The organism is Pseudomonadota bacterium, assembly GCA_022361155.1.
Taxonomy (GTDB): Bacteria; Myxococcota_A; Polyangia; order Polyangiales; family JAKSBK01; genus JAKSBK01.
Genome location: JAKSBK010000556.1, coordinates 1 through 14,192 on the forward strand (window position 1 = coordinate 1; position 14,192 = coordinate 14,192).

A 14,192-nucleotide genomic window follows, 5' to 3' on the forward strand; every position below is an offset into this window, starting at 1 on the left:
GCACACCTCCGAGCAGCACTGCGGCTTCTGCGGCAGCGTGTGCCAGTTCCCCAATGCGAGCGAGGATTGCATCAGCGGCGTCTGCACCCTCACCAACTGCTCGAGCGGCCGCTTCAACTGCGACGGCAACCCGTTCAACGGCTGCGAGTCGACCTTCCCCTGCCCCCACATCGGCGGTCAAGGTCAGTGCCAGCCGGGCAGAGCGAACTGCGACTTCGTCGGCAGCTGCGAAACCAACCTGCTCACGTCAGAGCAAAACTGCGGCTTTTGCGGAGCCGTTTGTCAGCTGCCGCGCGCCAACGAACGCTGCGTCAGCGGCATCTGCACCATCACCAGCTGCAACTCGGGTTGGAACGACTGCGACCGCAATCCCTTAAACGGCTGCGAGCGCCAGGGACCCTGTTGATTCGGGGCGCCCGCACGGCTCGAGCCGCGGGGCTGGTCACTCGTGCGCCATGCGATGGCGCGGGCCCTGGAAGTAATGCTCGGGCCAGTAGCGCGCAAGATTGGTGACTCGAGCGGTGTACAGGCAAGCGTAGCTTTCTACCTGCTCGCCGAAGCTCGAAAGCTCCGAGCCTGCTTTGAAGACCGAGCCCCAAAACGGGTGAAAAGCGCGTTCCACGCGCTCCGCGAGGTCGCTGTACTCCTGTTCGTGGGCACGTGTCTGCGCGCGAAGGCGCTCGAGGCTGCGCCGCAGGCGCAGGCGCGCGGCGTCAAGCTCTGCGCGTCGTTCGTCGGGCGCCGCGTCCAACCGGCGCTGCAGTGCCTTGGACACGCCTTGGCGTTCGCGCATGGCGTCCAGCAGCGCATAGCGACGCGTCTCGATGGAGTCCATACGGGAGACGTCCCGCGCGCAGCGTTCCACCGCTTCAAGCTCGTCGTCCATTTCCTGGATGATCATGAGCGTGCGCCAGGCGCTGCCCTTTTTCGCGCGCAGCACGTCACCGTAGATATGATCGCCCACGTACAGGACGCGATCCCCCCCCATGCCAGCAAGCCGCTCGAACTCGACGATGCCGCCGCCCTCGTAAATGCAGCCACGCACGAGCTCGCTTACCTCGGCCTTGCGCGGCATGCCGATTTGCCGGAGGGGGTTTCGCTCCGTGAAGAACGCCGGCTTGGCGGCGGAGGTCACCACGATGTCGAAGTAGCTCGACCAGCTGGGGTAGTCCGCACGCCCCTCACCAAGCAGGAATCGCATGACCGCTTCGGTGTAGCAGGCATCGGAGTTGGTCAGCAGGAACGTGCGCTTGCCGGCGCTACGAAGCCGGTGCAGCATGCGGGGGAGCTCGGGATCGGCAATCAGGAAGCGCGGCAGATCTTGGACGATGCGGTCCTTGATACTGCCGTCCCGATGTGCCTCGTCGATGCACGCGCGCACGTCGTCAAAGAGCCTCGCGTAGTCCAGCTTCGCGCCGTCGAGATCGAGCGCATCGACCACGGCCGCGAACACGGTAACCTCGCTGAGGGCGAACAACGTGTCGATGGAGTGGTAGCGCTTGATTCCTGGACGCACGGGGCGGCCCTTGTAGCAGCGGCTACGCGCCTCCTTGTCGAGCTGGCGCGTGCCGTGAAAGGCTCGCTTCACGTAACGGTAGCGGTCGGTCTTCAGGATATTGCCGAGCTTTCGGTCCACCAAAAGCCCCCGGATGGGGAAGTTCGGCTGGTATTTCATGGTAAGCAGGGCCCGCGGGTAGCCCCGGGCGACCAGCTTGCTCGCGGTCGCCTCGATGCTCAGGCGGTCCATGGCTCGCTGGTTGTAGATCGCCAGGGTATAGTCCATGTCGAACCCGATCAGCTGAATCTGCTGCATGCGCAGGTTGCGGTTGCAGTAGATGCGCTGCACACGCGGGGGCAGATCGGGAACCTGCGCGGCCAGGGCGGTGTCTGGAAGCGGCAGCAGCAGCTGCGCGGGCGGCGATCCCGTCATGCCAACCACCTAGCCTGAAACTACCGTTTCCGGCTAGTGCTCGCTGCGCGAGCTTGGTGGCGGTAAGCCGTGGTCGAAGCGAGCACCCACGGTGACCGGTTGCTTATCCTGAACCGACGCCTTGGGGCCCGGCCTCCAAGGGTTCCACGCTCACCCTCTTGCCGCGCCTGCCCCTGCGTTCGAAGCGTACGATGCCATCCACACGAGCCCACAGGGTGTAGTCCTTGCCGGTGCCCACGTTGAAACCGGCGTGCACGGTGGAGCCGACCTGCCGCACCAGGATGCTGCCGGCGGTCACTCGCTCACCGGAATAGACCTTGACGCCGCGGTACTGCGCGTTGGAGTCTCGGCCGTTTCGTGTCGCGCCCTGTCCCTTCTTGTGGGCCATCGCTTACTCCGCTGACTTTCGCGCCGGATCCCCAACCGCAGCATCCCGAACCGCAGCATCCCGAACCGCGGCCGAGTCCCGAATTGCTGTCACCCTGAGCTCCGTGTAGGGCTGCCGGTGACCCGCCTTGCGCCGGTAGTTCTTACGCCGCTTCAGCTTGTAGACCACGATCTTGCGAGCGCGATCCTGAGCCACGACCTCGGTTGCGACGCTAGCGCCGGGCACGCTCGGGGTGCCGACACAGGTGCGCGCACCCCCCAGCATGAGCACCTCGTCGAAGTCCACGGCGCCGCCTACCTGTACCGGCAGCTTCTCCACGCGTATGCGGTCGCCTTCGCACACCCGGTACTGCTTGCCCCCCGACTTGATCACAGCGTACTTGGTCGCCATCGCTCGAATCCCGTCGTCACCGTGGGGCACGCAGTGTACGAACAACGCCTCGCCTAGCAAGCAGAAACCGAACACCACGACGCAGCAAGCGCCGGGCCGTGCAGCGCGAAGTCGCCGGCCGATGCGGTACTAGCGCTCCAGACGATCCAGCGCCGCCCGCGCTCTGGAATTCTCGGGATCGGCCTGCAGGGCCTTGCGGTACGCGTTGGTCGCCTTACCGCGATCACCAAGAATGTAGTACGCGCGCCCGAGCGCCGCATAAAAGCCCGAGCTGGGGCTGAGGCGTATGGCCTGCTGGTATGCCTTGATGGCGCCACGCGCGTCCCCCAGGGCCAGCTTCGAAGCGCCCAGCCCGCCGTGCGCTCCTGGGTCGGACGGGCTTCGCCTTACCGCCCGGCGGTAGGCATCGGCCGCCTCCTGGTAGCGTGCAGCCTTGTAGTGCGCCAGGCCCTCGCTCTTCCACTTGGCGACCTCCTCCTGTGCAGTCGGGCGGCGGGGGGCAGCGGCTTTGGGCTCGGGGGTCCGTGACGCCTCACGGCGACTGGCGCGACGCTCTCGCCGTCGCTCCTCCCGGCTCGGACGCGCGGAGGCACTGCGACGACGGCTGCTACGCGAGCTGGACCTGGCCCTCGAAGCGGCCCGCTCGGAACGAGCGGAACGGCGCTCGGTACGAGCCGCCGGGGCAGACTGTTCCGGGTCGTGCGTGCCGGCAGCGATGGGCTCGCCGGCGCCGTGCTCGCCGGCGCCGTGCTCGTCCGAGCCGCTGCGTGCAATGGGGGTTGCGGCCGGCGTTTCCTCTTCCACGACCTCGGGCTCACTAACGGCCGCGGCCGGCGTCGCGGGCGCGGTCTCCTCTTCTCCACCTGCAGCGAAAATGGCGATGGCTGCGGCCAGTACGATCGCGCCGCCCCCCACCGGAACCACCCAGCGCTTGAGTTGGCCGTCCGGCTTGAACGCGTCGCGCGAGACCGTTACGGTGGGCGAAGGCACCGCCTTGGCGGCCGGCGTGGCCGCCGGTTTGGCACGCGCCGCCGCGGGCATCCCAGGTGACGTCGCAGGACGACCCGCGGCGGGCCGCGGCAGGCCGCCCGGGCGCTCAAAGACCTCATCCCGGCGGTAAAGCGTCGTGTGCTCCTCCTCGCCCTCTTCACCCTCTTGCCAGCGCGACACGCCAGGCCGCGCCGCCGGAGTCGACGGAACCCGCGGAGGCGGCGGTAGGGGAGGATCGCCGGACGTGCCGCTTTTCGCCTGCTTGGCATCAACCCCACGCTCAAGCGACAATAGATCGGCGCCGTTCCCCTCGGCCTGCTTGGCCGTCTGCTTGGCGACATCCGCCTGAGCGCCTAGGATCTCGGCGGCCGACATGACCACCGTCTTGTCGTTTTCCTGGTTTGAGTCACTCACGCCGATTCCATGCTTGGAAAGTTCCGCCATGGCACTCCACAGGGGCGCGAACCGCTATCCCGGCCAAAGCCTGACAGGCTGTTGATGCTGGTCAGCCCCGCCAGGGCTGATATGGCAGGGTAGATCGTCAGCGCAGGCCGGTCAACGCGCATATGCCTACTTTTCCTACCTCAGCGGCAAGGGCCTGCCGGTGAGGTACCGCCGCAGCCACTGCGACTCGAAGGCCATCACGGCGAGCACGGGCGCATATTCCAGTGTCTTCAACATGGCCGGCTCGGTCCAACGGTGGGCGAGGACCCAGCCATCCAGGGGGGCATAAGCCAGTGCGGCGGTCGCCGACCAGACCAGCCCGGCGGTTCGCCGAGCCATGACCTCGAGCGGGATCAACCACACCAGGTACCAGGGATGCACCTGAGGCGACAGCAGGAGCACCACGAGCACGAGGTTGCGGGTGGCCAGCACCGCGTCGCAGCCACAACGGGCGGCCCACATGGCGTAGCCGAGCAGCAGCGCGAGCGCGAGCAGGCGCGCCAGCAACCCCGCCACATAATGCCGTGGCAGCAGCGCAACGTCGCCAAGCTGCTTCTTTTCCCCGACCAGCACTGCATGGGGATCGAGCGCGCTGGAGCGCAGGCGCGCCAGCAGCGTACGAAGCTCGCGCAGCTCGATTTGCCCGGGCGGCGAGCGGCGAGCATCGGCAGCCGCGTCGACCAGGCCACGGGTCAGGCGATCCAGCAACGCGAAAGCGGCTTCGTTTCCTCGCCAGCGCTGCGCGTAGTGCCCGAGGCCGGAGGATGTGCCGGCGTGCCCTTCCATCGCGAAGGGCGCGAAGGCCACGAGCGACAAGCCGAGCGCGAGGAGCCACGCCCGCCCGCCCGCCCGCGCCAGCAGAGGCACGAGCGCGAGCCCCACGAGCTTCAGCCCGCTCGCGATGCCCAGGAGCAGTGCACTGGAGCCTGGCCGACCGGACCCGAGCGCAAGGACAAACGCGACCAGGGTCAACGCCACGGCCGTGTCGACGTGACCCCCCAGGGCCGATTCGGTCAGCGCCAGCGGGTTGAGGCCACACAGCAGCGCGGCACGCGTCGCGCGTTCGGTGGCCGCCGCAAAGACCAGCATGGCGCTCAGCAGGTGCAGCACCAGCGCCATCAGCTTGAAGATGCGCACGTCTTGCCAGAGCGCTGCGCAAAGGACGAAAAACGCCTCTGCCAGGGGGGGATAGACCGTTGGCACCTCGGGGTGGTTGATGCGCTGCCAGTCGGCGTTGCGCAGCGCCGCGAGCACCGGGTCGACCGGCGCGTGGGCATAGGGGTTGTGCCCGCTGAGGGTCACCCGCGCGTCCCACAGGTAGCGGTACACGTCGTCCGAAAGCGACACCGGGGCGAGCACGAGGGCCGTCCCCGCGATCGCTGCGGCGGCAAACCCGAGGCCGAGGGCCTCGCGAGGCGCGACCAGCTCCGCACTCGAAGCCAGCCAAGCGTAGGGAACGAAGGCCAGCGCCAGAAGCAGCGCGAGCGTGGAGGGGGCGGCGCCCGAGCCAGCCCCCCGCGCCAGGGCCAACAGCAACAGACAGGTCAGGCCGACGCTGCCCCACAGGGCGGCCCGCCCCCAACTCACGCCGCCGTTGCACGCAACAAAGATGAGCCGCCGCCCCGGCAGGCATGCACCAGAACGAAACAGCGATCTCGGATTCGAGTTTGCACCTGAACGGTTTCGTCCGGATCGCCGTAGTTCAGACAATACATGTCACACAATGCATGTCACACAATACATGTCAGGCAATACATGGAGGTGCACCTCCTGCGCCGCCGTGCCGTTGCCGAGCGGCGTCGGTCGCGCAAGGAGTCCGATGATGGGTCCCCCCGCGAAGCCCGGTCAAGGCCCCCGTTCGAGTCTCGGTCTGCCAGCCCTCGAGCATTCGAGCTCGAAGCTGGTGTCCGATGCGGGCTAGCCTGCCCAGCATGCCGCCCTGGCGATCGATCGTGCCTGCCGATGTGGCCTGCGTGCAGCTGCGCGGCAAGCCCCTGCCGCTTTGCGCGCTGCTGCCCGAGGAAGAATCCAGCCTGGGCTTGGTGGCGCAGGTTCGCAGGCGCGAGTTCGCTGCGGGGCGCCACTGCGCGCGCGCTGCGCTAGCGCTGCTGGGCATCCATGGCGTCGCGCTGCCCATCGGTCCCAAGCGGGCCCCCGTCTGGCCCAGGGGCGGCGTCGGCAGCATCAGCCATACGCGCTCGTTTTGCGCTGCCGCGGTCGGTCCCGACTCCGTATACGCCGGCATCGGACTCGATGTGGAGGCGCGAGGCCGATTCACGCCGAAGCTATGGCGACAGGTCCTTGTTGACGCCGAAATCGCGTGCCTCGACGAGCTGGGAACCGCCGAGCGCGACGCCAGGGCCACCGCGCTTTTCTGCGCGCGCGAGGCGTTTTACAAGATGCAGTTTCCCGTGACCGGGGCGTGGGTCGGCTTTCACGATGTCCAAGTGCACGTCGGCCACGACGCGTTCGAGGTCGAGCTGCTGGTGGATGTGCCGCGCCTGGGTCGGCGTGGCAAGCGCTTTGGCGGCTGCTTGTGGTGGCATGATCCGGACCTCGTCTTCGCGGCCATGACCCTGCGTGCCCACGGCTGACCCGGAAGTGGGACAGCGCAAGCCGGGGTTGGGTCAGCGTCTCGATCCCGACTTGCCAGGGACCCTGCACGTTGGCAAGCTTGGGGCACCGGTCCAGACTTGGAGGTGGCGTGATGGGAGAGTTGCGTGTCGTGCAAGCACGTGGAGGGAGCAGGCAGCTTGCTGTGGCTGCGGTGGTGACAGCGCTGCTGGGCACCGGCTGCGGCGATACGAGCGTGGCGCCAGCGCTAAGCCCGGATGGCGCCGTGGCCCTGGATGGCGGCGGCGGCGACTCCGGCGGAGCCGGCGGGATGGGCGGGGCTCAAGACGGTGGCGGGGGAGCGATGGGAGACGCCTCCACCGCAAGCGGCGGCGCGCGGGGCGCGGACGCTGCTGTTCCCGACGCAGGCGGACCGAACCCGGACGGCGGCGGCATGGCGGCAAGTGGTCGTGGCGGCGCCGGCGGCTCCGTAGGTTTCGGGGGTCGTGGCGGCACCATCGGCGGCGGCAGGCCGGGGTTCAGCGGCGTGCTTGGCTTTGCGGGCTTTGGCGTTGGGGGCGGCCTCGGTCTTGCGGGCTACCCGGCTTCACCGGGGGGAAGCCCGCACGATTGCGGCGGCAAGATGTGTGCCGACCCGGGCATAGAGGGGCTGGGGGCGTGCTGCTTGGCGGACGAGACCTGTGGCGTGCGGGGCGAGCGTGGCGCTTGCGTAGAGGCATCCGGGGTCGAGCCCCGGTGCGCCCACACGGGCCCCGGTCCAGGCTGCTGCAAGTCCAACGGCACGTGCGGTTTCCTCCCGGGCGACGGCAGGTGCGTGACGCTCACCCAGGGTCCTTACCCCGGCTATCCGGTATACCCCGGCTATCCAGGGTTTCCTGGCTTCGGCGGCGCACCGGGCAGCAGCACGCCGGTGGTCGAACAGCGCTGCGATGGAGCCCATTACTGCGAAGCGAACCAATGCGCGCCACCCGCCGGGAGCGCGGCTCCGTGCTGCCTGCCCGGTGGAAGCTGCGGCGTGCGGCTGGGAGCTTCCCTCGGCGGCTACCCCGGCCCCGAGTTCTCGCCCACAGGCTGCATGCAACCCGGTCTCGTCCATGCGGCCTGTCCTGGAGGCTGCTGCACCGCCGAAGGCTACTGCGGCCGGCCATCGTCCAGCGGAACGAAGTGCCTGCTGGACGTGGGGTCTGCCTACACCACGGATTGCACGGGCAACCTTCGGCCATTTGCCTGTGCCGGCGTGCTGTGCCCAGAGGCGCGGGGATCGACGACTCGCCCGCGGCCCTACCCGAACGCCGGTCGCAGACCTCGCTGTTGTACGTCGGGCGGTGAATGCGGATTGATCCTCAACGGACACTGCGTGGCTTCCGCGATCCTGGATCCGGACTGCCCCGACCAGGCGCAGGCCGTGGGTTGCTGCGCCGCCGACAACCTGTGCGGGGTATGGGACGGAGCGAACAACATGTGCCTCGCGCCCAGCGCATCGCAATCCCTCGTACGCGATTGCGACGGCAACGCCATGGTCAGATGCGCCATGGCCACGTGCACGGTCAGCTCCGGCGCCATGTTGCCGTTTGCGCCCTGCTGCACGGCTTCCGGCGAATGCGGGGTACAGCTGCCTAATCGCGTCTGTGTCGATGGCAAGCTGATTTCCCCGCAGTGTCCGGGCGGCCGCACAAGTCCCGTGGGCTGCTGCACGCCGCAAGGTATCTGTGGAGGCTTCGACGCCACGGGCGCGTGCGTGGCTGGCCTGGGCGGTTTCGCGGGCTTCGGAGGCGGCGCGACCCTGCCCTGCAACCCCGCACCCTAGAAGGCCGGACCCCCGCAGGCTTTTCGCTTTGGCTGCGCATATGTCCGATGAGTTCGAGCGTCCGGGCGAGAGCGCCCGGCGGCGGAGCGCTTCGCTCACGCGTCTTTCCGGCTGGGGCGCCAACGTGCGCGCCGATTGCAGATTGACCGAGCCCGAAACGCCCGCGGAGGTCGCCGCCCGGCTCGATCGATCGGGCACGATCGCGCGCGGCCTTGGTCGCAGCTACGGTGACGCGGCGATCAACGCGGGCGGCCAGGTCCTGGGGATGACCCGGCTCGACCGCTACCTGGCTTTCGACGAGCACGACGGTCGTTTGACCTGCGAGGCGGGCACAAGCCTGGCCCGCATCATCGAGGACTTCGCGCCGCGCGGGTGGTTTCCGATGATCACCCCGGGCACGAAACTCGTCACCGTCGGAGGCTGCATCGCCAACGACGTCCACGGCAAGGCCCACCACGCCCAGGGCTCCTTCAGCAGCTCGGTGGACTCCATGAGCGTGCTGCTCGCGAGCGGAGAAATCGCGAACGCGAGCCGAAGCCACAACGCAGAGCTTTTTTGGGCAACCTTCGGCGGCATGGGGCTGCTCGGCATCGTGCTGAGCGCGACGATCCGGCTGCGCAGGATCGAGACCACCTACTTTCGTCAGAAATCGATCCCGGCCGGCAACCTCGAGGCCATGTTGGCCGCGCTCGACGAGTACGATCGGGTCTTCCCCTACTCGGTCGCCACCCTCGACGTCTTTGCCACCGGCTCCAGCTTGGGTCGCGGGGTGCTCACGGTGGGCGATCACGCCGGCCTCGACGAGCTGCCCTCCAGGCTCGCGGCGGACGCGCTGCGCATCGCGGGGCCACCGCAGCTCACGCTGCCGTTCGAGCTTCCAGAGCAGACGCTGAATCCCTGGAGCATGCGTCTGGTAAACGGCATCATCCAACGCATGCAAAAGGGCGCGCCGACGTTCGGCCACTACGAGAGCTTCATGTTTCCGCTCGACAAGCTCGCGCACTGGAACCGGGGTTACGGGCGGCGCGGCTTCACACAATACCAGTTCGTGGTTCCGTGCAGCGGCGGGCCGGCGGTCTTACGTCCGCTGCTCGACACCATCCTGTCGGCCGGCGAGCTGCCTTTCTTGAACGTGCTCAAGCGGCTCGGAAAAGAGAGCGCCGGAGCGCTTTCCTTCCCGCGCGAGGGTTATACGCTTGCCATCGATTTCCCGATTCGCGACCACACCGTGTCGCTGCTGCAACGGCTCGACAGGATGGTGCTGGACGCCGGAGGACGCATCTACCTTGGCAAGGACTCCTACCTTGCACCGGAGACCTTCCGCGCCATGTATCCGCAACTCGATCGCTGGCTCGAAACCAAGGCAAGATACGACCCAACCGGCATCTTCACGTCGGACCTGGGACGTCGCGTGGGTCTGGTCGCAGCCGCCCCCAAGCGGGTCGCCGCAGCCCGGCGGGACTAGCACTAGCTCAGGGAGCGGTCGAGCATCGACGCGATTCTTGTCTTGGGCACGGCGCCCACCTGCTGGTCCACGACCTGCCCGTCCTTGAACACCATGAGTGTCGGTACCCCGCGGACACCAAATCGCTGCGCCGTGGTTGGGCTCTCGTCGATGTCGAGCTTGGTTATCTTGACGCGGCCCTCGTACTCTGTTGCCAACTGCGCAACAAGGGGAGCTACCACCCTGCACGGTTGACACCAGCCCGCGGTGAAATCTACGAGGACCGGTGTGGAGACGTCGAGCACCTCCTGTTGGAAGTTGGCGTCGTTTACTGCGAGCACATTGTCTGCTGCGAGCACATTGTCGGAAACCATCTCGTATCTCCTGTGGGGGCAAAGTAAGGATCGCAACCGTGGCTGTCAATCGGCGAAGGCCTCGGCTACCGGCCTCTGACCCAGCGTGCTAGTGCTAGAGCACCGCATGCGTCCGAACCGCGCATTCCTACCCCAGCAGACCGTAGACGCTTGGTTGTCCGACGGGAAGATCGAGTTGAACGGGACGATCATGTCGGTTCCCGCGCACGCTCGCGGCTTTTTGCTCGAAAGCGCCATCTACATCGTGGAGGACGTCGGGGGCGCTGGCGATCAGCCCCAATTGCTCGGCAAAGTCAAAGACTTGGCGCAGATAGCCGAGCTCGGAGGAGAGCACTGCGCGGATTCGCTCATCGTCGAAGATGACGCCTACCGCGTCGTCGAGGGCTTCGTGGCTACACTGGTGCGCAACCCGATCGAGGCTGCGGGCGGAGGGGTCGAGGTGCGTGGCGTGGACGTCCCGGACGACGAGCTGCATGGCGGGGACGCCCCGGACGATGATGAGCTTGCTCAACTCTTTGAAGTGAGTTGATCGCAGCGGTGGATCTTTCCCGATGGGCACGAGCTTAGCGTTTCTTTGCGCGGCAGTCCTGTACCTCGTGGCGACCGCGTCGTACCTAGGCTTCCTTGCACGAGGCGGCCGCCGTCTGGAACGGTGGGGAACCTGCTCACTCGCCGCTTCGTTGCTGGTACATGCCGGCTTCGTCGTGACTTCGGCGCTGAGCAGTCAGGGGATGCTGGAGGGCATACGGCTTGCGCTTGCTTGGCTTTCCCTGTTGATTCCGCTCGCGTACCTCGTCTCGATGCGCAAGCACCGACTGCCGGTCCTCGGCGCCATCGTCACGCCGCTGAGCCTGTTGCTGTTCTTGGGGGCAGGTCTTCCCGGTCAAGCGCACCATGTCCCGTCCCAAATGCGCTCTTTGTTGCTGCCGGTCCACATCGGCGTCAACGTGCTCGGAATGGCAGCGTTCGCCCTGGCCTTCGCGGCGGCCATCGCCTACGTGTTGCAGGAAGAGCTGCTGCGCCGCAAACGCGTCGGCAGGCTGCTGCATGCCCTGCCGCCGCTCGATGTGCTGGACTCCCTCGGGCTGCGACTAGTCACCATCGGGTTCACGCTATTCACCGTGGGCGTAGTCACCGGCAGTGTGTGGGCCACACGCCTCAATACTGCCGGAAGCTTGCTATCGGCCGGGCAGGGACTCGCCATCCTAGCCTGGCTGTTCTTCGGCAGCGTGCTGCTCGCCAGAGCCGCCGCAGGATGGCGCGGGCGGCGGGCAGCGATCGGAACGGTGCTCGGCTTCCTGTGCTCGCTGGCAGCCCTTGGAGGTTATGTCTTGCGTGACGTGGGGGGGTCATAGCTTGGCCAGCGAGCTCGTGGTGGTTGGGCTGTCTCATCACACGGCGCCGGTCGAGGTTCGTGAACGCCTCGCCGCGCCGGCGAGCGCCGAGCAACTGGGGGAAGTGGTCGAACGCGTCAGGTTGACCGAAGCGGCGCTGTTATCGACGTGCAACCGCGTCGAGCTCATCGCAGCAGCGGCCGACGTGAACGAGGCTGTCCCGCACGTCCATGAGTACTTCGCTCGGAGATCGCCGTTCGCCGAACTCGAGCAGCACACGTACTGTTACCAGGGTCGCGACGCTGTCAGGCACCTGTTCAGGGTCGCGTCGGGACTGGACTCTATGGTGCTGGGCGAACCGCAGATCCTCGGTCAAGTCAAGGAGGCACGGCAGTGTGCTCGCAGGGCGGGCACGCTGGGTACAGTCTTGGGGCGCTGCTTCGACCACGCCTTCGCGGTGGCGAAGCGGGTGCGCGCCGAAACAGCTCTGGCAAGCGGTCACATCAGCGTGAGCTCCATCGCGACCGAGCTTGCGGGACAGATCTTCGCCGACCTCGCGAGCAGAAAGGCGCTCTTGCTCGGGGCGGGCGAGATGGCTGAGGCGGCCGCGCGTAGTCTTGCGAATCAGGGCGCCTCGCTGGTCGTCCTCAACCGCAGCAAAGAGCGCGCAGACCGGCTTGCACAAACGGTCCGCGGCACGGCGCGCCCTCTGTCGGAGCTGACTTCGGAGCTCCACGACGCGGACGTCGTGTTGTCGTCCACTGCGCATGCGGGCTTCGTGATCACGCACGAGCTGATGACCGAGGTCGCCCGCATTCGACGCTTTCGCCCCCTCTTTCTGATCGACATCGCCGTGCCAAGGGACATAGAACCGCGAGTCGGACTGCTGCAGAACGTCTTCCTCTACGACATCGACGATCTGAAGAGCGTATCCGAGCAAAACCTGCAAGCTCGAAAGGGCGAAGTACAGGCTGCCGAGGACATCGTCGAAGCCGAAGTACAGCGCTACGAGCTATGGCGACACTCACTCGAGCTGACGCCCACCATCGTTGCGTTGCGCGAACGGTTCCGCAGTGTGCTGTCTGCCGAGATCGAACGAACCGCGCTGAAGCTCTCGAGCCTGAACGACACCGATCGGGAGTCGCTCTACCGCATGGCCGATACCTTGACCAAGAAGCTGCTGCATCACGCCATCACGCGACTGAAGCACAGTACCCAGCGCAATGAAGAAGCCGCACTTATCGAAGCGGCTCGTACGCTCTTCGATCTGCCGCTGCCAGAGCATGCCTCGGGCACCCGTGCTTCAGAACGGCGCAAGGCGAGCGATCCCGCAGAAGCCTACCACGAGACCGCTCCCATACTCAAAGCCGTTGGACGGGACGGGGAAACATGACGCTGCGCATTGCAACACGCCAGAGCGCTCTGGCGATCGCGCAGAGCCGCTGGGTCGCCCGGCAGCTTGGTAATCACCATCCGGGCATCGAGGTAGCGTTGGTGCCGATGCTGACCCGGGGCGATCGCATCACGAGCGTCCCGCTTGCGCAGCTCGGAGGCAAGGGGCTTTTCGTAAGCGAGCTCGAGGCTGCCGTGCGTGACGGTCAGGCCGATCTGGCCGTTCACTCGCTCAAGGATGTGCCCGCCGAGCTCGCACCGGGGCTCGAAATCGCGGCCGTGCCCGAACGCGAGGATGCGCGCGACGTGCTGGTCTCCGCGCACGGATCCGAACTCGACGACTTCGCTGCTGAAGCGCGAATCGGCACGAGCTCGGCGCGGCGTATCTGTCAGCTGCGCCGGCACAGACCCGATCTCGACTACGCCCTGCTACGCGGCAATGTCGACACCCGCCTGCACCGGCTCGAGCAGGGTCGCTACGCTGCGATCGTGCTGGCGTACGCCGGCCTGAACAGGCTGAACCTGCACGACCGGCCGCTGTGGCCGCTGCCACCCGCCGTCTGCATCCCGGCCGTTGGCCAGGGCGCTCTGGCGCTCGAAGCCAGAAGCGACGACAAGCCCACGCTCGAGCTGCTGTCGTGCCTGGAGCACGCACCCTCGCGGCTCGCCATCACCGCAGAGCGCGCGTTTCTGAGACGTACCGGGGGCGACTGTAACGTCCCGCTCGCTGGCTACGCCCACTTCGAGGCTGGAAGCTGCCTGCGGATGAGCGCGCTGGTCGCCTCGACCAACGGCGAGCGGTATCTGACGACGCACGGCAAGCGCGTTCTCGGTATGGAGGACGGACGCGCGCAGGCTCGCGCGCTCGGCGAACAACTGGCCGAGGAGCTGCTCGCCCAGGGCGCCCAGCAACTCATCGAGCAGGCACTTACCCTCGCTGCGCGACGCGACGACCCACGCTCCCGCCCCTCCTAGCTAGTGTCCTGTATCCGTGATTACGTACATAAGTCGGCGAGCAATTGGCGACGCTCGGGTCATCGAATCGACGCAGACTGCGGTTCAATGTCGATGCAGTGCATCGCTATTTCCAGGAGATAGCCAAACGGCGATCGATGGCGTGAGCGG

At 67.0% G+C, this 14,192-nt stretch carries 13 protein-coding genes and 2 pseudogenes; 8 read left to right on the forward strand and 7 right to left on the reverse strand.

The window, feature by feature from the left end:
• The coding region (locus MJD61_20610) for a hypothetical protein (GenBank protein MCG8557664.1) at positions 1-406 on the forward strand (406 nt) is incomplete at its 5' end.
• Positions 407-442: 36 nt separating this feature from the next.
• Here the strand turns inward: MJD61_20610 and MJD61_20615 are convergent.
• The 5 genes and pseudogenes from MJD61_20615 to MJD61_20635 form a co-directional block, all read right to left on the reverse strand.
• A complete protein-coding gene (locus tag MJD61_20615) occupies positions 443-1,930 on the reverse strand; it encodes an HAD-IG family 5'-nucleotidase (GenBank protein MCG8557665.1) in 1,488 nt (495 codons plus the stop codon).
• Positions 1,931-2,033: 103 nt separating this feature from the next.
• Positions 2,034-2,318, reverse strand: a complete 285-nt coding sequence (gene rpmA, locus MJD61_20620; protein ID MCG8557666.1) for a 50S ribosomal protein L27 — start codon at positions 2,316-2,318, stop codon at positions 2,034-2,036.
• 81 nt (positions 2,319-2,399) lie between these two features.
• Positions 2,400-2,708, reverse strand: a pseudogene (gene rplU / locus MJD61_20625) (50S ribosomal protein L21).
• A gap of 129 nt (positions 2,709-2,837) precedes the next feature.
• Positions 2,838-4,112, reverse strand: coding sequence for a tetratricopeptide repeat protein (locus MJD61_20630; protein MCG8557667.1), 1,275 nt, complete (start codon positions 4,110-4,112; stop codon positions 2,838-2,840).
• Between the two features lie 165 nt (positions 4,113-4,277).
• A complete protein-coding gene (locus tag MJD61_20635; GenBank protein ID MCG8557668.1) occupies positions 4,278-5,729 on the reverse strand; it encodes a glycosyltransferase 87 family protein in 1,452 nt (483 codons plus the stop codon).
• A gap of 323 nt (positions 5,730-6,052) precedes the next feature.
• Between MJD61_20635 and MJD61_20640 the strand changes: the two genes are divergently transcribed.
• Positions 6,053-6,736, forward strand: coding sequence for a 4'-phosphopantetheinyl transferase superfamily protein (locus MJD61_20640; GenBank protein ID MCG8557669.1), 684 nt, complete (start codon positions 6,053-6,055; stop codon positions 6,734-6,736).
• A gap of 307 nt (positions 6,737-7,043) precedes the next feature.
• Here MJD61_20640 and MJD61_20645 read toward each other — a convergent pair.
• Positions 7,044-7,154, reverse strand: a pseudogene (locus MJD61_20645) (carbon monoxide dehydrogenase).
• Between the two features lie 88 nt (positions 7,155-7,242).
• Between MJD61_20645 and MJD61_20650 the strand changes: the two are divergent.
• The gene (locus MJD61_20650) at positions 7,243-8,523 is read left to right on the forward strand and encodes a hypothetical protein (GenBank protein ID MCG8557670.1); all 1,281 of its coding nucleotides are present in this window, start codon (positions 7,243-7,245) and stop codon (positions 8,521-8,523) included.
• Between the two features lie 40 nt (positions 8,524-8,563).
• Entirely contained in the window at positions 8,564-9,988 is a 1,425-nt protein-coding gene (locus MJD61_20655) for an FAD-binding oxidoreductase (GenBank protein MCG8557671.1), read from the forward strand.
• 2 nt (positions 9,989-9,990) lie between these two features.
• Here MJD61_20655 and trxA read toward each other — a convergent pair whose 3' ends face one another.
• Complete coding sequence (gene trxA, locus MJD61_20660; GenBank protein MCG8557672.1) at positions 9,991-10,341, reverse strand: thioredoxin; 351 nt, start codon at positions 10,339-10,341, stop codon at positions 9,991-9,993.
• Positions 10,342-10,447: 106 nt separating this feature from the next.
• On the opposite strand from trxA, the gene MJD61_20665 reads away from it, so the two are divergent.
• From MJD61_20665 to hemC, 4 genes are read left to right on the forward strand one after another with little or no spacing between them, the layout of a single operon-like run.
• A complete protein-coding gene (locus MJD61_20665) occupies positions 10,448-10,870 on the forward strand; it encodes a hypothetical protein (protein ID MCG8557673.1) in 423 nt (140 codons plus the stop codon).
• A 22-nt stretch (positions 10,871-10,892) separates the two neighbouring features.
• Positions 10,893-11,696, forward strand: coding sequence for a cytochrome c biogenesis protein CcsA (gene ccsA / locus MJD61_20670; protein MCG8557674.1), 804 nt, complete (start codon positions 10,893-10,895; stop codon positions 11,694-11,696).
• A 1-nt stretch (position 11,697) separates the two neighbouring features.
• A complete protein-coding gene (gene hemA, locus MJD61_20675) occupies positions 11,698-13,068 on the forward strand; it encodes a glutamyl-tRNA reductase (GenBank protein ID MCG8557675.1) in 1,371 nt (456 codons plus the stop codon).
• On the forward strand, positions 13,065-14,042 hold the full coding sequence (gene hemC / locus MJD61_20680; GenBank protein ID MCG8557676.1) for a hydroxymethylbilane synthase: 978 nt from the start codon (positions 13,065-13,067) through the stop codon (positions 14,040-14,042). The genes hemA and hemC overlap by 4 nt, the downstream gene beginning before the upstream one ends.
• The last annotated feature ends 150 nt before the right edge of the window (positions 14,043-14,192 follow it).

Coding starts and splice junctions, on each gene's coding strand:
- MJD61_20615 (MCG8557665.1), bottom strand. CDS start 1,930: ATGACGGGATCGCCGCCCGCGCAGCTGCTGCTGCCGCTTCCAGACACC.
- rpmA (MCG8557666.1), bottom strand. CDS start 2,318: ATGGCCCACAAGAAGGGACAGGGCGCGACACGAAACGGCCGAGACTCC.
- MJD61_20640 (MCG8557669.1), top strand. CDS start 6,053: ATGCGGGCTAGCCTGCCCAGCATGCCGCCCTGGCGATCGATCGTGCCT.
- MJD61_20655 (MCG8557671.1), top strand. CDS start 8,564: ATGTCCGATGAGTTCGAGCGTCCGGGCGAGAGCGCCCGGCGGCGGAGC.
- trxA (MCG8557672.1), bottom strand. CDS start 10,341: ATGGTTTCCGACAATGTGCTCGCAGCAGACAATGTGCTCGCAGTAAAC.
- MJD61_20665 (MCG8557673.1), top strand. CDS start 10,448: ATGCGTCCGAACCGCGCATTCCTACCCCAGCAGACCGTAGACGCTTGG.
- ccsA (MCG8557674.1), top strand. CDS start 10,893: ATGGGCACGAGCTTAGCGTTTCTTTGCGCGGCAGTCCTGTACCTCGTG.
- hemC (MCG8557676.1), top strand. CDS start 13,065: ATGACGCTGCGCATTGCAACACGCCAGAGCGCTCTGGCGATCGCGCAG.